Origin of the sequence: Mediterranea sp. ET5 (genome assembly GCF_023337025.1) — a bacterium.
Taxonomy (GTDB): domain Bacteria; phylum Bacteroidota; class Bacteroidia; order Bacteroidales; family Bacteroidaceae; genus Phocaeicola_A.
Map to the genome: position 1 here is coordinate 24,419 of NZ_JAMBLN010000024.1, position 21,608 is coordinate 46,026.

At 49.8% G+C, this 21,608-nt stretch carries 21 protein-coding genes and 5 tRNA genes; 6 read left to right on the forward strand and 20 right to left on the reverse strand.

Annotated features, from left to right (window positions below; translation table 11 throughout):
- Window positions 1-23: 23 nt before the first annotated feature.
- The 17 genes from rpoB to M3087_RS12700 form a co-directional block, all read right to left on the reverse strand.
- A complete protein-coding gene (gene rpoB / locus M3087_RS12625; protein ID WP_022383535.1) occupies window positions 24-3,836 on the reverse strand; it encodes a DNA-directed RNA polymerase subunit beta in 3,813 nt (1,270 codons plus the stop codon).
- 105 nt (window positions 3,837-3,941) lie between these two features.
- Complete coding sequence (gene rplL, locus M3087_RS12630; protein WP_022383534.1) at window positions 3,942-4,319, reverse strand: 50S ribosomal protein L7/L12; 378 nt, start codon at window positions 4,317-4,319, stop codon at window positions 3,942-3,944.
- 43 nt (window positions 4,320-4,362) lie between these two features.
- Window positions 4,363-4,881 (reverse strand): 50S ribosomal protein L10, encoded by a 519-nt coding sequence (gene rplJ, locus M3087_RS12635; RefSeq protein WP_022383533.1) that lies wholly within the window; start codon window positions 4,879-4,881, stop codon window positions 4,363-4,365.
- A 15-nt stretch (window positions 4,882-4,896) separates the two neighbouring features.
- A complete protein-coding gene (gene rplA, locus M3087_RS12640) occupies window positions 4,897-5,595 on the reverse strand; it encodes a 50S ribosomal protein L1 (protein WP_022383532.1) in 699 nt (232 codons plus the stop codon).
- Between the two features lie 15 nt (window positions 5,596-5,610).
- Window positions 5,611-6,054, reverse strand: a complete 444-nt coding sequence (gene rplK, locus M3087_RS12645) for a 50S ribosomal protein L11 (protein ID WP_106483623.1) — start codon at window positions 6,052-6,054, stop codon at window positions 5,611-5,613.
- Between the two features lie 58 nt (window positions 6,055-6,112).
- The gene (gene nusG, locus M3087_RS12650) at window positions 6,113-6,649 is read right to left on the reverse strand and encodes a transcription termination/antitermination protein NusG (RefSeq protein WP_022383530.1); all 537 of its coding nucleotides are present in this window, start codon (window positions 6,647-6,649) and stop codon (window positions 6,113-6,115) included.
- An 11-nt stretch (window positions 6,650-6,660) separates the two neighbouring features.
- Window positions 6,661-6,858: a preprotein translocase subunit SecE gene (secE, locus tag M3087_RS14435; protein ID WP_106483624.1), complete on the reverse strand. Its 198-nt coding sequence runs from the start codon at window positions 6,856-6,858 to the stop codon at window positions 6,661-6,663.
- 11 nt (window positions 6,859-6,869) lie between these two features.
- Window positions 6,870-6,942, reverse strand: a tRNA-Trp gene (locus M3087_RS12655).
- Between the two features lie 54 nt (window positions 6,943-6,996).
- On the reverse strand, window positions 6,997-8,181 hold the full coding sequence (tuf, locus tag M3087_RS12660; protein WP_022383528.1) for an elongation factor Tu: 1,185 nt from the start codon (window positions 8,179-8,181) through the stop codon (window positions 6,997-6,999).
- A 53-nt stretch (window positions 8,182-8,234) separates the two neighbouring features.
- Window positions 8,235-8,306 (reverse strand) — tRNA-Thr (locus M3087_RS12665).
- Between the two features lie 17 nt (window positions 8,307-8,323).
- A tRNA-Gly gene (locus tag M3087_RS12670) sits at window positions 8,324-8,396 on the reverse strand.
- A 10-nt stretch (window positions 8,397-8,406) separates the two neighbouring features.
- A tRNA-Tyr gene (locus tag M3087_RS12675) sits at window positions 8,407-8,489 on the reverse strand.
- 10 nt (window positions 8,490-8,499) lie between these two features.
- Window positions 8,500-8,573 (reverse strand) — tRNA-Thr (locus tag M3087_RS12680).
- A gap of 88 nt (window positions 8,574-8,661) precedes the next feature.
- The gene (hpf, locus tag M3087_RS12685) at window positions 8,662-8,961 is read right to left on the reverse strand and encodes a ribosome hibernation-promoting factor, HPF/YfiA family (protein ID WP_022383527.1); all 300 of its coding nucleotides are present in this window, start codon (window positions 8,959-8,961) and stop codon (window positions 8,662-8,664) included.
- Window positions 8,962-8,977: 16 nt separating this feature from the next.
- Window positions 8,978-9,862 carry a tyrosine recombinase XerC gene (locus M3087_RS12690; protein ID WP_249096288.1) on the reverse strand — a complete coding sequence of 295 codons (885 nt, stop codon included), beginning with the start codon at window positions 9,860-9,862 and terminating at the stop codon, window positions 8,978-8,980.
- A gap of 75 nt (window positions 9,863-9,937) precedes the next feature.
- Window positions 9,938-10,129, reverse strand: coding sequence for a 30S ribosomal protein S21 (rpsU, locus tag M3087_RS12695; RefSeq protein ID WP_022383525.1), 192 nt, complete (start codon window positions 10,127-10,129; stop codon window positions 9,938-9,940).
- 188 nt (window positions 10,130-10,317) lie between these two features.
- On the reverse strand, window positions 10,318-11,319 hold the full coding sequence (locus tag M3087_RS12700) for a malate dehydrogenase (protein ID WP_022383523.1): 1,002 nt from the start codon (window positions 11,317-11,319) through the stop codon (window positions 10,318-10,320).
- A 277-nt stretch (window positions 11,320-11,596) separates the two neighbouring features.
- On the opposite strand from M3087_RS12700, the gene M3087_RS12705 reads away from it, so the two are divergent.
- Both M3087_RS12705 and M3087_RS12710 read left to right on the forward strand, forming a co-directional pair.
- Window positions 11,597-11,971, forward strand: a complete 375-nt coding sequence (locus tag M3087_RS12705) for an MmcQ/YjbR family DNA-binding protein (RefSeq protein ID WP_249096291.1) — start codon at window positions 11,597-11,599, stop codon at window positions 11,969-11,971.
- A gap of 309 nt (window positions 11,972-12,280) precedes the next feature.
- Window positions 12,281-12,541 carry a hypothetical protein gene (locus tag M3087_RS12710; protein ID WP_249096293.1) on the forward strand — a complete coding sequence of 87 codons (261 nt, stop codon included), beginning with the start codon at window positions 12,281-12,283 and terminating at the stop codon, window positions 12,539-12,541.
- Between the two features lie 96 nt (window positions 12,542-12,637).
- On the opposite strand, the gene M3087_RS12715 is transcribed toward M3087_RS12710, so the two are convergent.
- Entirely contained in the window at window positions 12,638-13,918 is a 1,281-nt protein-coding gene (locus M3087_RS12715) for a rhamnogalacturonan acetylesterase (protein WP_249096295.1), read from the reverse strand.
- Window positions 13,919-14,254: 336 nt separating this feature from the next.
- Here M3087_RS12715 and M3087_RS12720 point away from each other — a divergent pair, with 336 nt between their 5' ends.
- From M3087_RS12720 to M3087_RS12730, 3 genes are all read left to right on the forward strand, one after another.
- Window positions 14,255-16,153 carry a rhamnogalacturonan lyase gene (locus M3087_RS12720; protein ID WP_249096298.1) on the forward strand — a complete coding sequence of 633 codons (1,899 nt, stop codon included), beginning with the start codon at window positions 14,255-14,257 and terminating at the stop codon, window positions 16,151-16,153.
- Between the two features lie 125 nt (window positions 16,154-16,278).
- A complete protein-coding gene (locus M3087_RS12725) occupies window positions 16,279-18,069 on the forward strand; it encodes an aminopeptidase P family protein (RefSeq protein ID WP_249096301.1) in 1,791 nt (596 codons plus the stop codon).
- Between the two features lie 41 nt (window positions 18,070-18,110).
- Window positions 18,111-18,632, forward strand: coding sequence for a gamma carbonic anhydrase family protein (locus M3087_RS12730; RefSeq protein WP_022383518.1), 522 nt, complete (start codon window positions 18,111-18,113; stop codon window positions 18,630-18,632).
- Window positions 18,633-18,732: 100 nt separating this feature from the next.
- Here the strand turns inward: M3087_RS12730 and M3087_RS12735 are convergent, their stop codons facing one another.
- The gene (locus M3087_RS12735; protein ID WP_249096302.1) at window positions 18,733-20,097 is read right to left on the reverse strand and encodes a TrpB-like pyridoxal phosphate-dependent enzyme; all 1,365 of its coding nucleotides are present in this window, start codon (window positions 20,095-20,097) and stop codon (window positions 18,733-18,735) included.
- A gap of 236 nt (window positions 20,098-20,333) precedes the next feature.
- On the opposite strand from M3087_RS12735, the gene M3087_RS12740 reads away from it, so the two are divergent.
- On the forward strand, window positions 20,334-21,233 hold the full coding sequence (locus tag M3087_RS12740; protein WP_249096304.1) for a TaqI-like C-terminal specificity domain-containing protein: 900 nt from the start codon (window positions 20,334-20,336) through the stop codon (window positions 21,231-21,233).
- On the opposite strand, the gene M3087_RS12745 is transcribed toward M3087_RS12740, so the two are convergent.
- Window positions 21,226-21,608: TaqI-like C-terminal specificity domain-containing protein (locus M3087_RS12745; RefSeq protein WP_317236697.1), on the reverse strand; the 383-nt coding region annotated here is incomplete at its 5' end. The two genes, M3087_RS12740 and M3087_RS12745, sit on opposite strands and share 8 nt — an antisense overlap.

The window sequence follows — 21,608 nt, forward strand, 5'->3', positions numbered from 1 at the left end:
CCGAATCTCAATCACATATCAGATTATTCCAGCGTGATGCTCAAAGCCAGACCTCTCAACTCATGCAGCAATACGTTGAGCGATTCGGGGATACCCGGGGTAGGCATCGGCTCGCCCTTCACAATGGCTTCATAAGCTTTCGAACGTCCAACGACATCATCGGACTTAATGGTCAAAATCTCTTGCAGGATATGGGCAGCACCGAAGGCTTCAAGTGCCCAAACCTCCATTTCTCCGAAACGCTGACCACCGAACTGTGCTTTACCACCCAAAGGCTGTTGGGTAATCAATGAGTACGGACCAATGGAACGTGCGTGCATCTTGTCTTCAACCATGTGACCGAGCTTCAGCATGTAGGTCACACCGACGGTTGCCTGTTGGTCAAATGCCTCACCGGTTCCACCGTCATACAAGGTCGTCTTGCCATAGCGGGGCAGACCAGCCTTATCGGTCCATTCATTCAGGTCATCCAGGGTAGCACCGTCGAAAATCGGTGTTGCAAACTTCACACCGAGCTGCTTGCCGGCACGTCCGAGAACTGCCTCGAAAATCTGTCCGATGTTCATACGCGAAGGCACACCCAGCGGGTTCAGTACGATATCTACCGGAGTACCATCTGCCAGGAACGGCATGTCTTCCTGACGAACCACACGTGACACGATACCCTTATTACCGTGACGTCCGGCCATCTTGTCACCGACACCGATCTTACGCTTCTTGGCAACATAGACCTTCGCCATCTGCACGATTCCGGCAGGAAGTTCATCACCGATTGTGATGGCAAACTTCTTGCGCTTCAACTCTGCATCCAGCTCTTTGTATTTCTTCAGGAAGTTGATGATCAAGTCGCGGATCATGTCGCTCTTGTGCTCATCAGCCACCCACTTGCTCAACTGAACGGCGGTGTAGTCCAAGCCTTCCAGGTCACGACGGACAAACTTGGCACCCTTGGCAATGATTTCCGTACCCAGGTAATCCTTCACACCCTGTGACACCAGACCGTCGGTCAACGTCATCAGCTTGTCTACCAGGATACCCTTCAGGTCAGCCACCTTGGCATCAAACTCTTCATCGATTTTCGGCAACAGGGCCTTGTCTGCCATCTTCGAGCTGCGGGTCTTGATTGCACGCGAGAACAGGCGTTTGTCGATAACCACACCCTTCAACGACGGAGAAGCCTTCAACGAGGCATCCTTCACGTCACCTGCCTTGTCACCAAAGATGGCGCGCAGCAGCTTCTCTTCCGGAGAGGGGTCAGACTCACCCTTCGGCGTAATCTTACCAATCAGGATGTCGCCCGGCTCGATGCGTGCACCGACACGTACGATACCGTTCTCATCCAAATCTTTGGTGGCATCTTCGCTCACGTTGGGGATATCGGAAGTCAATTCCTCCATACCGCGTTTGGTCTCGCGCACTTCCAATGAGAACTCTTCCACATGGACGGATGTCAGGATATCTTCACGGACAACACGTTCGTTCAGCACGATGGCATCCTCATAGTTATATCCCTTCCAAGGCATGTAAGCCACCAGCAGGTTCTTACCCAGAGCCAGCTCACCGTTCTCGGTAGAGTATCCCTCGGTCAGGATATCGCCTTTCTTCACACGTTGACCCTTGTCGCAAATCGGACGCAAGTCAATGGTCATATTCTGGTTCGTACGACGGAACTTGGGAATGCGGTATTCCTTCAAGGCCGGTTCGAAACTTACAAATTCTTCATCCTCCGTCCGGTCATAAAGGATACGGATGGTCGTGGCATCCACGAACTCGATGACACCATCTCCCTCGGCTGTAATCTGCGTACGGGAATCCTCACACAACTGCTTCTCGATACCGGTACCCACAATCGGAGCCTCGGTACGGAGCAAAGGTACTGCCTGGCGCATCATGTTCGAGCCCATCAATGCACGGTTCGCATCGTCATGCTCCAAGAAGGGAATCAACGAAGCTGCGATAGAGGCAATCTGCTGGGGCGACACATCCATCAGTTCTACCTGTCCCGGTTCAACCACCGGATAATCTGCATCCTGACGAGCCTTGACCTTGCTGCGGATGAACGTACCGTCGTCATTCAACGGCGCGTTGCCCTGAGCAATAATCTTGTTCTCCTCTTCTTCAGCAGTCAGGTAGACAATATGTTCGTTATCCAGGTCCACCTTGCCGTCACCGACTTTACGGTAAGGCGTTTCGATGAAGCCCAGATCGTTAATCTTAGCATAAACACACAACGAAGAAATCAAACCGATGTTCGGTCCTTCCGGTGTTTCAATCGGACACAAACGACCGTAGTGGGTATAGTGCACGTCACGCACCTCGAATCCTGCACGGTCACGCGACAGACCGCCGGGACCCAACGCAGACAGACGACGTTTGTGGGTAATCTCGGCCAGCGGGTTTGTCTGGTCCATGAACTGTGACAAGGCGTTCGTTCCGAAGAAGGAGTTGATCACCGAAGAAATCGTCTTCGCATTGATCAGGTCTGTCGGAGTAAACACCTCATTATCGCGTACGTTCATGCGCTCACGAATCGTACGTGACATACGAGCCAGACCGATGGCAAACTGGTTGGCGAGCTGTTCACCAACCGTACGCACACGACGGTTGCTCAAGTGGTCGATATCATCAACGACGGCTTTCGAGTTGACAAGCTCGATAAGGTACTTGATGATTTCGATAATATCTTCTTTCGTAAGCACTCTGACATCCATGTCGGTGGAGAGGTTCAGCTTACGGTTGATTCTGTAACGTCCTACGTCACCCAAGTCATATCTCTTCTCCGAGAAGAACAGGTTGTTGATGACCTCACGTGCACTGGCATCATCAGCCGGGTCAGCATTACGCAACTGACGATAAATGTACAGGATGGCTTCCTTCTCCGAGTTGCTCGGGTCTTTCTGGAGCGTATTGAAGATGATGGAGTAGTCCGACTGGTTAGCCTCTTCCTTATGAATCAGCACCGTGGATACGCCCGATTCGATGATTTCATCAATGTGCTCCTGTTCCAAGATGGTCTCACGGTCAATGATGACCTCGTTACGTTCAATGGAAACCACCTCGCCGGTATCTTCGTCTACAAAGTCTTCCACCCATGTCTTCAATACACGAGCAGCCAGCTTACGCCCAATATATTTCTTTAAGGTTGTCTTGTTGACCTTGACTTCTTCCGCCAAATTGAAGATTTCAAGAATATCCTTGTCATTCTCAAAACCGATAGCTCTCAACAACGTGGTGACAGGCAATTTCTTCTTACGGTCGATGTAAGCATACATCACATTGTTGATGTCTGTGGCAAATTCAATCCAAGAACCTTTGAAGGGGATGATACGTGCCGAATAAAGTTGGGTACCATTGGCGTGTACGCTCTGTCCGAAGAACACGCCGGGCGAACGGTGCAGCTGTGAAACGACAACACGTTCGGCACCATTGATAATGAACGTTCCATTATCCGTCATGTAAGGAATGGGGCCCAAGAAGACATCCTGTATCACTGTGTCGAAATCCTCATGATCCGGGTCAGTACAATACAATTTCAGTTTGGCTTTCAAGGGCACACTATATGTCAGTCCACGCTCCAGACATTCAGCGATAGAGTAACGGGGCGGGTCAATGTAGTAGTCCAAGAACTCAAGAACAAAATTATTTCTTGTGTCAGCAATGGGGAAGTTCTCCGCAAAGACCTTATACAAGCCGTCATTTTTACGCATTTCAGGAGGCGTATCCAGCTGCAAAAAGTCGCGGAATGACTTCAATTGTACTTCCAAGAAATCCGGATAAGGCATCGGATTTTTGATAGAAGCAAAATTAACTCGTTGATTTACAGTATTTGAAGACATCTGTTAATGAATTTGTAGAACTTAATTTAATTATAGACACAAAAAGGTTAAGAACCCCTAAGTAGTGAGGTTCTTAACCGAGTTACCTGATTACTCAGGCTATTCTTATTTAAGTTCAACTTCAGCGCCAGCGTCTTCCAAGGTCTTCTTCAAAGATTCAGCTTCGTCCTTAGCAAGACCAGCCTTCACTGTGCTAGGAGCACCGTCTACCAAGTCTTTAGCTTCTTTCAAGCCAAGGCCGCAAGCTTCTTTCACAGCCTTAACGACTTGCAATTTAGCTGCGCCTGCGCTCTTCAACACTACGTCGAAGGAAGTCTTCTCTTCAGCAGCAGCGGCACCACCGGCAGCGGGACCAGCAGCAACTGCTACAGCTGCAGCAGCAGGTTCAATACCATATTCTTCTTTCAGGATAGTTGCCAGTTCATTAACTTCTTTTACTGTCAAGTTAACCAATTGTTCTGCAAAAGCTTTCAAATCTGCCATTTTTGTATGATTTTAATTGTTTATTACTAATTGATTTTGATAATTATTCGGGTCTTTCACCAAGAGTCTTAAGAACTCCGTGAAGGGTGTTGCCACCTGATTGAAGAGCAGAGATAACGTTCTTCGCGGGCGATTGCAGCAATGCAATGATTTCTGCGATAACTTCGTCCTTGCTCTTGATATTGGTAAGAGTATCCAACTGATCAGCTCCTACGTAGAAGCTTTCCTCAGCATAAGCTGCTTTCAGGCCCGGAATGCCATCTTTAGCTACTTTCTTGAGCAGCTTGGCGGGAGCATTTGCTACATTGGCAAACAATACAGCAGTGGTACCTTTCAAGCAATCATATAACGGAGAGTAATCTTCCTCCAAGCTCTCAAGGGCCTTGTGAAGCAACGTGTTCTTCACAACCACCATCTTGATTTCCTGCTTGAAGCATTCTCTTCTCAAGGCTGCGGTTTCACCTGCCGTCATGGCAGTCACATCAACCAGGTAGAAATGTCCGTATTCCTTTACAGTCTCAGCCAGCTGAGTTATAATCAAACTTTTATCTTCCTTTCTCATGATTCCTCCTTGTTATTAGTTTTCCTCTACAGATTTCGGGTCAACCTTAATGCCCGGACTCATTGTACTAGAAAGATAAATACTCTTGATATATGTACCTTTAGCCGCAGCAGGTTTCAGCTTGATGATTGTAGCCAGGAACTCTTTCGCATTCTCACGGATTGCATCAGCAGAGAATGAAATCTTACCGATGGAAGCGTGAACGATACCGCTCTTGTCTACCTTGAAGTCAATCTTACCTTGCTTAACCTCTCTGACAGCCTTGGCAACATCCATAGTTACAGTGCCACTCTTGGGGTTCGGCATCAATCCACGCGGACCGAGGATACGACCCAGAGCACCAATCTTACCCATGATAGACGGCATGGTGATGATCACGTCAACATCAGTCCATCCACCTTTGATCTTTTCGATATATTCATCAAGACCAACATAGTCAGCGCCTGCCTCTTGTGCAGCAGCTTCAGCATCCGGTGTACACAGAACAAGGACTCTTGTAACCTTACCTGTACCGTGAGGAAGTGAAACGACACCTCTCACCATCTGGTTTGCCTTACGAGGGTCTACACCTAGACGTACATCAATATCGAGTGAAGCGTCGAACTTGGTATAGGTCACTTCCTTCACCAACTCTGCAGCTTCCTTCAGTGAGTATGCTTTCCCTGCTTCAATTTTCGATGCAGCCAACTTTTGATTTTTTGTCAGTTTACCCATTGTAATTGAAGTTTATTAGTTATTACCCGGGAAATCCCCTTTAATACTGATACCCATACTTCTAGCTGTACCGGCAACCATAGTCATGGCAGCTTCTACAGTAAAGCAGTTCAAGTCTACCAACTTGTCCTGAGCAATTGCGCGAACTTGATCCCAAGTCAGCTCAGCCACCTTCTTACGGTTGGGTTCTGCAGAACCACCCTTAATCTTGGCAGCTTCGAGCAATTGAATTGCTACAGGAGGAGTTTTGATTACGAAATCAAAAGACTTGTCCGTGTAGTAAGTTATGATTACAGGCAAAATCTTGCCTGCCTTGTCCTGGGTTCTGGCGTTGAATTGCTTGCAAAACTCCATGATGTTGATTCCCTTGGAACCCAAAGCAGGACCTACGGGAGGTGACGGATTTGCAGCGCCTCCTTTAATCTGTAATTTGATTAATCCAGCAACTTCTTTAGCCATTGTCTTCTTGTTTTATATAAATGTTTATTGTAAAGAACGACATACGTAACAGGATACGTCATTCTTTCTCTACTTGCATAAAGCCTAATTCAAGCGGTGTCTTACGCCCGAATATCTTTACCATCACTTTCAGCTTCTTCTTTTCGCTGTTCACTTCTTCGATCAATCCGCTGAAACCACTGAAGGGACCTTCCGTCACCTTGACAGTTTCACCGATTTCATAGGGGATATTCTCCTCCATTTCCGGTTGTCCGTCAACGATACCCAGGATACGGTTTACTTCAGATGTTCTCAAAGGAGTCGGGTTATCCATGCCACCCAGGAAGCCAATCACATTGGGAGTGTTTCTCAAATGATGAGTGACTTCACCCACCAAAGCTGCTTCCACCAAAACGTAACCGGGGAGATAGCTCCGTTCCTTCACAATCTTCTTACCATTGCGAACCTGGTATACTTTTTCGGTCGGAATCAGTACCTGAGATACATACTCGCCCAGGTCACTGTTGCGAATATCTGCCTCGAGATATTCCTTGACCTTGCTTTCTTTTCCACTGACGGCACGCAGTACGTACCACTTCTTTTCAATCTCAGACATACTTTTTCAGATTAATGCGGGTAGACAAGTTCCATAACCCATTGGAAGAAAGAATCCATAGCGAAAACCACCAGCGCGATGAGCAGGGAAGCATATAAAACAACTACCGCACTGTTAGTAAGTTCTGAACGAGTTGGCCAAGACACTTTATGGACAAGTTCGTCATAAGATTCCTTACAATAATTCACTAAACTCTTAAACATATTCATTTTGTATTTAGCACGGGAAGAGAGGCTCGAACTCCCGACACCCGGTTTTGGAGACCGGTGCTCTACCAACTGAGCTATTCCCGTAAATAAACTCCCGACTAGGACCAGTCGGGAGTTTACCTATTCTATTCTTATGGATTAGTCGAGGATTTCAGTAATCTGACCTGCACCTACCGTACGACCACCTTCACGGATAGCGAAGCGGAGACCTACGTTCAATGCAACCGGATAGATCAACTCAACAGTGATAGTTACGTTATCACCCGGCATTACCATTTCAGTTCCTTCCGGCAAAGTGATTTCACCGGTACAGTCCATGGTACGGAGGTAGAACTGAGGACGATATTTGTTGTGGAACGGAGTGTGACGACCACCTTCCTCTTTCTTCAAGATATAAACCTCTGCCTTGAACTTAGAGTGAGGTTTAACCTGACCCGGGTGGCAAAGAACCATACCACGTTTGATTTCGTTCTTGTCAACACCACGGAGCAACAGACCTACGTTATCGCCGGCTTCACCCTGATCCAACAATTTGCGGAACATTTCAACACCGGTAACAACAGTCTTCTTGTCTTCACCAAGACCGAGGATTTCAACTTCGTCACCAACCTTAACAACACCGGTTTCAATACGGCCAGTAGCAACAGTACCACGACCAGTGATTGAGAACACGTCTTCAACCGGCATCAAGAAAGGTTTATCAACATCGCGCGGAGGCAGAGGAATCCAAGTATCAACAGCATCCATCAACTCCATGATCTTCTCTTCCCATTCAGGAACACCGTTCAAGGCACCGAGGGCAGAACCACGGATGATAGGAGTATTGTCGCCGTCGAAATCGTAGAACGAAAGGAGCTCACGCATTTCCATTTCTACCAATTCCAACATTTCCTCATCATCAACCATATCGCACTTGTTCAAGAATACGACCAAACGAGGAACGTTTACCTGACGAGCCAACAGGATGTGCTCACGAGTCTGAGGCATCGGACCGTCGGTTGCAGCAACTACGATGATAGCACCATCCATCTGAGCGGCACCAGTTACCATGTTCTTCACATAGTCGGCGTGTCCCGGACAGTCTACGTGAGCGTAGTGACGGTTTGCAGTTTGGTATTCAACGTGAGAAGTGTTGATAGTGATACCTCTTTCCTTCTCTTCAGGAGCGTTATCGATCTGATCGAAAGACTTAACTTCAGAAAGACCTTTCTTTGCCAACACAGTCGTGATAGCAGCAGTCAAAGTAGTCTTACCGTGGTCAACGTGGCCGATCGTACCGATGTTAACGTGCGGTTTTGAACGTTCAAATTTCTCTTTAGCCATAGCTTTATTGTTTTTTATCGATTAGTAATTCAAAAATAAGCTGCATTTATAAGAGCTGTTAACGAGACTTGAACTCGTGACCTCTTCCTTACCAAGGAAGTGCTCTACCACTGAGCTATAACAGCAGGATTACAAAGAAAAGAGCGGAAGACGGGACTCGAACCCGCGGCCCTCAGCTTGGGAAGCTAATGCTCTACCAACTGAGCTACTTCCGCGTTTTTCCTGTGGGCAAAGATGGATTCGAACCACCGAAGGCGTAAGCCAGCAGATTTACAGTCTGCCCCATTTGGCCACTCTGGTATTTGCCCGTTTCTTCTGAGCCTCTTGTCGGATTCGAACCAACGACCCCGAGATTACAAATCACGTGCTCTGGCCAACTGAGCTAAAGAGGCGTTTATGCATAGCCGTTCCACTAGTCCTAGTGAAACGGCTGCAAATTTAGGTATTTATTTTGAATCACAAAAGCTTTTGTGAACTTTTTTACTTACCGCGCTGTTTTTCCTTGAATTTCTGTAACTGCTTGGCCAGCGCATCCAAACTCAAATCAACGGCTTCTTCAAATGTGTCGCAAACCTTCTCCGCATACAGGTCCGAATTGGGTACATAAACCTTGATACCCGCTTCCTTATTTTTGGCGGTTTCGGGCTTCACGACTTTCAGTGACACCTCTACCTTTCTTATTTCATCGCAATACTTCTCTAGCTTGGCAACTTTCTTCTGGATAAAAGCTTGCAGTTGTTCCGAAGCATCAAAATGAATTGATTGAATTCTGATTTCCATATAAACCTCCTTTTCTTTAGGCTCTAGGATGAGCTTGTTTATAAATCTGTTTCAGTTCCTCGAAACTCGTGTGCGTATAGATTTCCGTAGTCTTCAGGCTCGCATGTCCGAGCAGTTCCTTCACCACTTCCAGATTGACATCATGGTTCAACATCGAGGTGGCAAATGTATGCCGTAATACGTGCGGACTGCGTTTCTTCAACGTAACGACTTCCGACAAACTTCTTTTCACCAAATTATACACAAGTCCGGGATATAGCCGCCGACCGTCCGTCCTGACAAACAGGGCATCGGAGTCGCGCACCGGAACAGCTTCGTTTCTGAGTTGGATATAGGCCTCCACATCATGGCGAAGCTCTTCGCCAAAGGGGATCAGGCGTTGTTTGTTTCTTTTTCCTGTCACCTTGATTACGGAAGCACTGAAATCGACGTCCTTGTCATCCAGCCCGATGAGCTCGGCCTGACGCATACCCGTCAGATAAAAGGTCTCCAGAATCAAGTGGTCGCGAACGCTTTCAAAGTCGCCTTCGTCCGGTGTCTCGTCCAGAAGTCTGTCCATGTCCTGCTCTTTCACAAAAACAGGCAAAGGCTTTTTCTTCTTCGGACCGACTATCTTCAGCATGGGATTCTTCGTCACCAAGCCTCGGAGAAGCAGGAACCTGTAGAATGAGCGCAAGGCACTCAGCTTACGGTTCACCGAAGTTGCCGTGTAGTCATCATCCATCAGTGTCATCACCCATTGGCGGACAACATCCACATCCATCGTCTGCCACGTCAACTCCGCATCCACATTCGCGAAGTATGCTTCAAACTGCCGCAAGTCATTCCCGTAACTCAACAACGTGTCCGGTGAATAGTTGCGTTCCACTCGAAGATACTCCAAGAAAGAATCTACCAACATAAGAATCGTTGCTACTATAATTCAGCAACGAATATATGGAAATTCGGCAATAAATTCAAGAATTTTGCGAAATAATTATTCTTCTGTTTGCTGAAGTTTCTGTACGTAGATGGCATGTTCCATCTTAAGTCTTTTAAGTACAGACGGTTTGTCATACTGTTGTCTACTTCTCAGCTCTTTGATGACACCGGTCTTTTCAAATTTTCTCTTAAACTTCTTCAGCGCTTTCTCAATGTTTTCGCCTTCTTTTACAGGTACTACAATCATTTTGCTTTTGTTTTTATAGAGTTAGTTATTAATTATATGCATTGCAAAGTGGGCGCAAAATTACATATACTTTCCTTATTTACAAAACATTCCTTCACTTTTCTGAAAAAAGGATGCAAAAAGGCTCCCGCCTGCCTCTCATGCGAGGCGGACGGGAGCCCTATCTGCAAAAACGACAGTATGCAAGTTTATTTGATGTTCGGGTTCAGCTTATTCCACTCGGAGATGGCAGGAAGAACGCCCATGGCGATTACTTCGTCGCGCAACTCGCAGAGGTGAGCGTAGCTCTTGTCCAGAGCAGCCTGCTCTTCAGCAGTTCCGTTCAAGGCATTGCAGTGGCAGCCATCAGCCGTGATGGAAGTTTCCCATGCCATCATGATGTGGTCGTATTTTTCATTGGAAACATACGTACCTGCCGGCCAGCGGAAAGCCTTGCCACCCATGGCAGCTGCAATCATCTCGATGGAAACGTATGCCGGGCTCTGGAAAGAAGAACGTCCGCGGAGTGCGATGATGTTGGCACCACCCTTGGTCACCTTCTGCTGGATTTCAGCCCATTGCTCTTTGGTCAGTGCATCGGTACCGATGATGTCGGTCAACGGCTTGCCATTCACCTTGGCAGTAGAGGCAAACACAGCCATCTGCTCGCCGTGACCACCGTATGTACGGCAGTTTTCAACAGCATCCATGGCTACACCAAAGTGTTTTGCCAGTTCGCTGCGCAGACGGGTTGAGTCGAGGGCAGCAAGTGTAGTCACCTGAGAGGGTTTCAAACCGGAATATAACAAGGTAATCAAACCGGTGATGTCAGCGGGGTTGAAGATAACCACAATGTGTTTTACATCGGGGCAGTATGCCTTTACGTTCTTACCGAACTCTTCGGCAATAGCAGCATTACCTTTCAACAAATCCTCACGGGTCATACCGGCCTTACGGGCAGCACCACCTGAGTTCACGATATATTTAGCACCGGTCAAAGCTTCCTTGATGTCAGAAGTGAAAGTCACATTCACACCTTCAAAGCCGCAGTGGTACAGTTCTTCAGCCACACCTTCCAAACCCGGAGCATAGGGGTCATACAGACAGATGTTTGAAGTTAAACCCATCATGATAGCTGTTTGAGCCATGTTTGAACCGATCATGCCGGCTGCACCTACGATAGTAAGTTTTTCGTTTGTCAAGAAATTCATAGTCTATCTATTTTGATTACATTTTGTCTAATTCTGTTCGCAAATTTAGCCATTTATTTGAATTGTGTCCGTCGGCAAGGTTTAATAATTTATAAATGTAAGTCCAAGTGTCTCTCGTGGAACGGACGTACGCCATCAGCCTGCCATTTTGTTCAGACGAGTTGGCAATCCGGCGGTCTGCGACAATCTTTCCGGGAAACAGAGCGTTCCATTCCTTATCTCACTATCTTTGCAACAAAACCCACTATACGCACTGATACAGTTTATTCTAACCCTTATGAATATAGAAGATTTCAGAACTTATTGTCTCTCCTTCAAGGGAGTCAGTGAAAAAATGCCTTTTGGAAAAGCCTCTACGGAATACGACCGCAACCTCCTGGTGTTCAGCGTATGCGACAAGTGGTTCTGCTTCGTGAACGTGGATGTATTTGACTTCTGCAACGTCAAATGCCGCCCGGAACAAAGTGAAGAGCTGCAAGAACGGTACGAAGGGATGCGTCCCGGTTATCACATGAACAAACGGCACTGGCTCAGCATCTGCTTCAACAGGGATGTACCGGACTCGCTGATACGCTCGCTCGTCAGGCAGTCATACGACCTGGTGGTTGCCTCGCTTACCCGGAAGCAACGGGAAGCATTGGAAAAGCTGTGAGATGTCTATCCGGCAATCACATTGCAAGCAAAAGCGCCCTTATGCCTTTCACAAATTCCCATTTTCCCGTTTTCAGCTAACGTGCATTCTTGAATAAAGAGACAAAACAGCGAGAGAATGTAAAAGAACGCTAACAGAAACGCCCGAAAAAGGCTTTGATTTTAGAAAACTATACATTTCGTTTTCGGAATATTGTCAAAACGTGCCCGGAACAATAGTGTTTCGCGAGCCAAACAATATAGTTTGAGGCGTCAAACAATATAGTTTCATGCCCCAAACACGATTGTTTCGCGCCCGGAAGTCAAATCTTTGGAAAATGAAAGAGAAAAATTCGGAGTTTCACTCTCTGGAAGAAGTGCCGTGTCAACAAATCAGAAGGTAATAAAAGAGCAGGAGAACAGCCAAGGCAGGTATCAGAAAGAGATGCCGCAGACTTTATTCCGTCCGTCGGTCAACCGGAACAGGGACAAAGCCGACAATGTGTATTTTGCGAATCGTTTGAGAAGGCCTGTTTTGGGCACGAAGCTGCATTTTGGTGCGAAGAAGGGCACTGTAGAAGGATTCATTTGACATTTTGTCAAACTGGGGGAACAGCTTCCGTCGGTCGGGGAAACATGGACAGGGACAGGTGCACCCTCTCCGCAAAAGGGAGAGGGTGACACCGGCTCAGTTTCCGTCGGGCTTTTCAATCTCCGTGAACGGGGAGAGGCTCCACTTGAATGCCTCGAAGCTGTCAGGATGGGCGGGGTCAAAACTCTTGTAGTCACTCCGCAGGTATTGGACTAGGGGCAGACCGGCTTTCTTCATGCCTTCGATGACACACTTCGCCACTTCATAGGCACCGAAGGCATTGAAGTGGGTGTTGTCCTTCAGCTCTCCGGTCTGACCGGGATAGGTATTGGCAGGATAGTGAACATAGAGATGCCTGGAGTTTTCCTCTCCCAGTGTCTCACAGAGCACCTTGGTCATCTCCTGCAGGTCGATGAGGGGCAGGTGTTCGCGGGCTGCAATGTCGCGGATGGCGGCAGGATAATCCTCGTGGGTGTCCAGGATGTACCCGTCTGCAGAGAACTGACGACGGCGCGTCGGTGTAATCAGCACGGGATAGGCGCCCCGGGAACGTGCCTCGTCAATGAACTGCTTGATGTAATAGGAGAAGGAGTAATAGGCACCGATACCGGGACCGCGCTGTTTCTGGTCGTTATGTCCGAACTCCACCAGCACATAGTCGCCTGCCTTCAGTTGGGTGAGCAGTTTCTCCAGACGGAAGCCTGCGATGAAGGTGTTGGCAGCCAGTCCCGACTCGGCATAGTTGGCGATGCAGACCTTGTCGGTGAAAAAACGGGGAATCATCTGTCCCCAGCTTGCCCACGGTTCGTTGTCGTTGTCGACAACCGTGGAGTTGCCGCAGAGGAACACCGTCGGCACATCATCCACCCGCTCGATGACGAGCGAATGCAGGCGGGGTGCGTCTCCGTTGAACTCCAGTGTCAGCTTGTCATCCCAGTTGAGCTTCTTGCGTTCGCGAGGTTTGATTTTCACCCGACGGTCGCCTGCTATCAGTGTGTTCCGCTTGTTGACGGTGAAGGACTCGGTACGCAATTCCCCCTTCCGTGTCGGGATGTTCTCGAGGAACAACCGACGGGACTCGCCACGGACAGTCGTCATGCCTGCCGACTTCCGGCTGCCCAGTGTCACCGTCACACGATAGTTGCCGTCGGGCACTTCGACTGAAAAGAAGAAGGGAGCATTCCCCTTGCCGTCCCAGGCAGGCTGGAGGTCATAGCCATAGCCCTTCTCATCGGAATAGACACTCTCGGACGTCACCTTGGTGAAGCCCTTCTCCGTCTTCTTCCCCGTGGAGAAGTCAAAACGGAACGTCTGTGCCTGGACAAGGACAGAGCCAGCCACCAGCCACACAAACAACAGAAACTTTTCTTTTTTCATACTTGTACAGGTTAAGTTCGCATGCGTCCCGCTCGTCAGCGGACAAGCCGTCAGTGAACAGACCTGCCTGCCGAACCCGGACTTGCGAAAGTTGAATACATGAGGGTCACAACGCTTGAGGCGCTCCTTCCTCCACAGCCGGACGAAAGAGGCTTCACCCTGCAAATTTACAGGTTCGTCCTCATCCCTTCCATGTATATTTCCTCCCTTTCCCTGCAAAATACTCCTTTCCCGTCCGTGATTTGTGCTAAATTCCATCAATACGTACGGAGACACATCCCTCTTTCTGCAGAATAGCCCTACCTTTGGTCATCGAAATCAAAAACCATACAACCCATGAAGAAATCTTTACTTGTCCTGACGGCATGCCTGCTGAGTGCAGCGACCCTGACGGGACAACCCCGATACGACTACGACAAGCTGCAACGCGAAGACCTGGGACGCGGCGTCGTAGCCATCCGCAAGGACGCTTCCACCGTCTGCCTTTCCTGGCGCTATCTCTCCTCCGACCCGGCAGACACCGGCTTCAACATCTATCGCAACGGACGGAAAGTGAACACGGCTCCCGTCACGGCCTCGACCTTCTTTGAGGATACATACACCGACGACAAGGCGGCAGTCTACGAGGTGCGACCCGTAAGCCAAGGCAGGGAGAACCACCGCAAACGGGGACAATATACCCTCCCGGCACATGCCCCGACAGGCTATGTGAACATCCCTCTCAATCGTCCGTCTGACGGAACGACTTCCACCGGGGATACCTATACTTATATACCCAACGATGCTTCCGTCGGTGATGTTGACGGAGACGGGGAATATGAAATCATCCTGAAGTGGGACCCGAGCAATGCCCACGACAACTCCCACGACGGCTATACGGGGGAGGTGCTGCTCGACTGCTACCGCCTCAACGGTGAACAGCTCTGGCGCATCAACCTGGGACGGAACATACGCGCCGGGGCACACTATACTCCCTTCATCGTCTATGACCTCGACCACGACGGCAAGGCTGAAGTGGTCGTCCGCACAGCCGACGGGACTACTGACGCAAAAGGAAACATCATCGGCGATGCCCGGGCAGACTACCGTTTTGCCGGAGAACCCGGACGCACTGCCAAACACTCTACCCTCCCCTACAACCAGGGACGCATCTTCGAGGGGAAGGAATATCTCACGGTCTTCTCCGGACTGACGGGAGAGGCACTGCACACCATCGACTACATTCCGCAACGGGGTGACCCGCAGAGTTGGGGCGACAGTCGTGCCAACCGTAGTGACCGTTTCCTGGCAGCCGTAGCTTATCTGGACGGCATACACCCCAGCGTCATCATGTGTCGCGGCTATTACACCCGTACCGTCCTTGCTGCCTTTGACTGGGACGGCAGGAAGCTGCACGAGCATTGGGTGTTCGACACCGACCAACCGGGCAACGAGGCGTATGCCGGACAGGGAAACCACAACCTGCGTGTAGGGGATGTCGACGGCGACGGATGCGACGAGATTGTCTACGGTTCCATGACCGTCGACCATGACGGACGGGGACTTTATTCCACCGGTATGGGACATGGCGACGCCTTCCACCTCACGCAGTTCTCTGCCGATGACCCGCACCTCCAGGTATGGGCCTGCCACGAGAACAAGCGCGACGGCTCCACCTTCCGCGATGCCGCTACCGGAAAGGTCATCAGCCAGGTACCTTCGGACATCGACGTGGGACGTTGCATGGCTGCCGACATCGACCCGGTCAACCCGGGTGTGGAGATGTGGTCCATCCGTTCGGGAGGCATCCTCAACGTCAAGGGGGATGTGGTGGCACGTCGCCCCCGGAGATTGCCCATCAACATGGCGGTATGGTGGGACGGTGACCTGTTGCGCGAGATGCTCGACGGCAACACCGTGAGCAAGTATGACCGGAACACCGGAGAATGCCGTCCGCTCATCACTTTCGACGGGACGCTGAGCAACAACGGGACGAAGAAGAATCCCTGTCTTCAGGCGGACATCGTGGGTGACTGGCGGGAAGAAGTGCTCCTGCGTTCGGCAGACAACGCATCGCTCCGGCTGTACGTCAGTCCCATTCCAACAGCCTACCGCTTTCACACCTTCCTGGAAGACCCGGTATACCGCATCAGTGTCGCAACCGAGAACGTAGGCTACAACCAACCGACGCAACCGGGCTTCTACTTCGGACCGGACCTGAGAGGGACCTTCCGTGGATGCCGACTCGATGACTAAACGGCCCATCCCGAAATACGGGATAGCCAAATAGTCAAAAAAAGAGGGTGGAATGGGAGCTTCAGGACTTGCCGTTCTTGCTAATTTGCTATTTTTGTAGCCTTGGAACCATAACTGAAGCAACCATGAAAGAAGCGATCATCGAACGACTGGAGCAGTTGCGCCGCTGCCTGCGCGAACACTCCTTATCCGCATTTATCATTCCCAGCACCGATCCCCATTCGGGTGAATACGTCCCCGACCATTGGCAGACCCGTGAATGGCTCACGGGGTTCAACGGCAGTGCGGGTACTGCCGTGGTGACTCTCGACGATGCAGCCCTCTGGACCGACTCCCGCTATTTCCTCCAGGCTGCTGAACAGCTCGAAGGGACGGGTATCCGACTCATGAAGGACCGTCTGCCTGACACACCTTCCATCCCCGCATGGCTGAGCGACACCCTCTCTGCTGGAGCTACGGTGGGCATTGACGGATGGGTGAACTGCATCGCCGACGCTGAGGAGCTGCGCCACGAGCTGTCCGCTTACGGACTTCATCTGCGCACGGATTACGACCCCGTACAGGAGTTGTGGGACAACCGTCCGGCCCTCCCCGACTCTCCCGTCAACATCCATCCGCTGGAATATGCAGGCGTGAGCTGCCGGGAGAAGTTGGCAGCTATCCGTCAGACCATCCAAAGACAAGGCGCGGAAGGCATCCTGCTCTCCACGCTCGACGACATAGCCTGGACACTCAACCTGCGCGGCAACGACGTGCATTGCAACCCCGTCTTCGTGAGCTATCTGCTCATCACCGGACACGAAGCGGTCCTCTACATCAACCCGAAGAAACTGACACCCGACGTGAAAGCCTACCTCTCCGAAGAGGGAGTCATGACGGAAGACTACACCGACCTGTGTGACGACCTGCACGACTATCCGTATGCCACACTCAGCCTGGACCCCGCACGTACAAGCGAGGCCGTCCGCCAGTCAGTAGGCACGGCACACACGCAGGTCCTGCTCCACACATCACCCGTTCCACTGATGAAGGCTGTCAAGAACGATGCTGAAATAGCAGGATTCCATGCAGCCATGCTGCGCGACGGCGTGGCGATGGTACAGTTCCTCAAGTGGCTGGAAGAGGCTGTTCCGCAAGGTGGGGAGACCGAGATGAGCATCGACCGCAAGCTCCATGCGTTCCGCGCCGGACAAGCCCGGTTCAAGGGAATCAGCTTCGACACCATTGCCGGCTACAAGGAGCATGGCGCCATCGTCCACTATGAAGCGACACCGGAGACCGACAAGGCATTGGCTCCCGAAGGACTGCTGCTGCTCGACAGCGGTGCACAGTACGCCGACGGCACCACAGACATCACCCGCACCCTTGCACTCGGACCGGTGAGTGACGACGAGATGCGGGACTACACCCTGGTGCTGAAAGGGCACATCGGACTGACCCGTGCCTGCTTCCCCCAAGGAACGTGCGGCACCCAGCTCGACGTACTGGCACGACAAGCCATGTGGCGTGAAGGGGCAAACTTCCTGCACGGCACCGGACACGGCGTCGGTGCTTACCTGAATGTGCACGAAGGTCCTCACCAGATACGCATGAACCATGTCCCCACCCCACTCCGTCCGGGTATGACTGTAACCGATGAGCCGGGCATTTACCGGGACGGACGCTATGGCATCCGTACGGAGAACACCCTACTGGTCGTCCCCTACCGCACCACGGAGTATGGCGAATTCTATACCTTCGAGCCGCTGACACTCTGTCCCATCGACACACGTCCCATCGTCCGCTCACTCCTGACGGAAGAGGAAACGGAATGGCTCGACAACTACCACCGGACCGTGTATGAGAAGCTCTCTCCCCTGCTTGATGAGGAGCACCGCGTCTGGTTGAAAGAGAAGACTAAACCGCTTGGCAATTGACAAGGAACAATTGACCATTTAAATCTGTATACCTATTATTTATGGCACTGATCAAATCTGTACGGGGCTTTACGCCCCAAATCGGGGAGGACTGCTATCTCTCCGAGAACGCGACGGTTGTGGGTGATGTGGTAATCGGCAACCATTGCAGCATCTGGTTCAACGCCGTGCTGCGTGGCGATGTGAACAGCATCCGCATAGGCAACAATGTGAATATCCAGGATGGCAGCGTGCTCCATACGCTCTATCAACGTTCGACCATCGAAATCGGCGACTATGTCTCCGTGGGGCACAACGTGACCATCCACGGTGCACGGGTCGACGACTATGCACTCATCGGCATGGGCTCCACCCTGCTCGACAATGCCGTGGTGGGCAAAGGCGCCATCGTGGCTGCCGGTGCACTGGTACTGAGCAACACCGTCATCGAACCCTACACCTTGTGGGCAGGTGTTCCTGCCAAGTTCGTCAAGAAGGTATCGCCCGAGCAATCGCAGGAACTGAACAAGAAGATTGCGGAAGGCTACCTGATGTATGCCGGATGGTATAAGGAAGAAGAGTGATTCCCCGTCATCGGGGAACCGCAACATGCAACCGGCGCTGACTCTGCGTAGATGAGAGCCAGCGCCGGTTTTTATTTTCTGCGGAAGGACGGAAGAAGGGTCAGAGATTTCCTATCTCGTCCAGGTTCTTCTGGATGTCCGCATCGCTCAAGGTGTAGTTCTGCAAGTCCCCGGAGAGGTACTTGTCATAGGAAGCCATGTCGATGAGTCCGTGACCGGAGAGATTGAACAGGATGACACGCTCCTCGCCCGTCTCGATGCACTGCTTCGCCTCGTTGATGGCGGCGGCAATGGCATGACAGGATTCGGGAGCGGGGATGATACCTTCGGTGCGTGCGAAGAAGCAACCCGCCTCGAATGACTCCAGCTGGTTGATGTCGACAGCCTCCATCATCTTGTCCTTCAGCAATTGCGAAACGATGACACCGGCACCGTGATAGCGCAAGCCGCCGGCATGGATGTTTGCCGGAGCAAAGTTGTGTCCGAGCGTGAACATGGGCAGCAACGGCGTATAGCCTGCCTCATCTCCAAAGTCATACTGGAACTTGCCGCGTGTCAGCTTCGGGCAGGATGCAGGTTCCGCAGCGACAAAACGGGTCTTCTTTCCTTCCAGGATATTGTGACGCATGAAGGGGAAGGAGATGCCGCCGAAGTTGGAACCTCCGCCGAAGCAACCGATCACCACATCGGGATACTCACCTGCCAGCTCCATCTGCTTCTCGGCTTCCAGACCGATGACAGTCTGATGCAGGGTGACATGGCTCAAGACGGAACCGAGCGTGTATTTGCAGTTGGGTGTCATGCGTGCCAGCTCGATGGCTTCGGAGATGGCAGTACCCAATGAACCCTGGTAGTTGGGATGTGCGGTCAGAATATCTTTTCCGGCACGGGTTGACATCGAAGGCGACGGAGTGACCTGCGCCCCGAAGGTCTGCATGATGCTACGCCGGTAAGGCTTCTGCTCATAGCTGATTTTCACCTGATAGACAGCAGCCTCCAGTCCGAAGACCTTTGCCGCATAAGACAGGGCGGCTCCCCACTGTCCTGCACCGGTCTCTGTGGTGACGTTCGTCACACCCTCCTTCTTGCAGTAGTAAGCCTGTGCCAAGGCGGAATTGAGTTTGTGGGAACCCACAGGGCTGACGCTCTCGTTCTTGAAATAGATATGCGCCGGGGTCCCCAATGCCTTTTCCAGTCCGTAGGCGCGCACCAGAGGTGTGCAACGGTAGTACTTATACATCTCACGGACTTCTTCGGGTATTTCAATCCAGGCATCTGTCTGATTCAATTCTTGCCGACAAAGTTCCTCGGCAAAGATGGGGTACATATCCTCCGGCTTCAACGGCTGCTTGGTTGCAGGATTCAAGGGTGGCAACGGCTTATTCACCATGTCTGCCTGAATGTTGTACCAGTAGCGGGGAATCTCGTTTTCAGGCAGCATGTAACGTTTCGTTTTTTCTTTCATTGTTCTTATTATTTACAAATTTCATTTACAATATGCAAGGAATCTCATCATTTTTGCCAACAGGTTGCAAGTTTAAGTAATAATTATGGGAATGGCAAGAGCTGGAGGGAAAATGTGTATATTTGCACAAGTTGGGTTGAAGATATGTGGAAAATAGACATAAAATAGGAGTATAACAGGAAGGTATAAGTATTGCTAAATAACAACTATGATTTACGGTTACATACGTGTCAGCAGTGATAAACAGACTGTGGAAAATCAGCGATTATGTTCAGCATCATGAAACGGAATGCACTTTCAACAGCTCTGATTCATGGGTGATACTTTCACCAATTGAGCAGAGCATCAAAAGAAAGATAGAGGCGGTAGGTACACCGCTCAAAGATTGGGATATCCAGATTAATTATGGCATTAAAACCGGGTTTAATGATGCGTTTATCATTAGTTCTGAGAAACGTAACGAGATTCTTGCTAACTGCCAATCGGAAGATGAACGCAAACGAACTGATGAACTTATACGACCGATTCTGCGTGGCAGGGATATAAAGAGGTATGGATATGACTGGGCGAACTTATGGCTAATCAATACTCACAATGGCATAAAAGATAAGATTCCTCGTATTCATATTGAAGATTACCCTGCAGTTAAAGCTCATTTAGACCTATATTGGAATAAAATCTCAAAAAGAGCGGATAAAGGTGACACTCCATATAATTTACGGAACTGCGCTTATTTGGAGGATTTTTCTAAGCCAAAAATGCTCTGGAAAAGAGTTGGTTCTATTCTTCGATTTTGTTATAATGATAATGGAGCCTTTGGACTTGATAGTACTTGCTTTGCAATAGGTGATAATGTTGAATTTGTATGCTGTGTATTAAATTCGACAATGGGGCATTATTTGCTTAAGGATGCTCCAAAGACAGGCACTGGCGATTTACTTGTAAGCATACAAGCTATAGAGCCAATACAAATACCCCAAGTGGGGTTGGAGACAATCTCGGAACTTAAGAAGCTTTTAGAAGAGAACATAAAAACGGGCTCAATAAGCAATGAAAAAGAGATAAATCGTAAAGTTTTTAGACTATACAACCTATCTCTTGATGAACAGAACTATATAGAGGCTAATTTTACTTAATCTCTACATAATCAATGGTTTTACGTTCTTCTGCGGTCAGATTGTATAAATCAAACAACATGGTGTCAATCGATCTCATTTGTTCTATTGTGTAATCAGATTGTACAGAAGCGACAATGTGTCTGAAAATTTCATTTTGTTCTAAAGATACTTGTTTTATTGGTATCTTGTCGAAGAATATTTTGCTTAACTCTCTTGTGCTTCCTTGTAACTCAGGAAATGAATCGCGGAAACAATATTTGAATAGAGAGGAATTAAAGAAAGCGGTTAAGTAAGCCATATTTTGTCCTGTTATAATAAAGCATTTCTGATTGGTCATAAGACCAATTTCATCATAAACAAAAGGCATATACTTAGTCATGTTTGGATAGATGA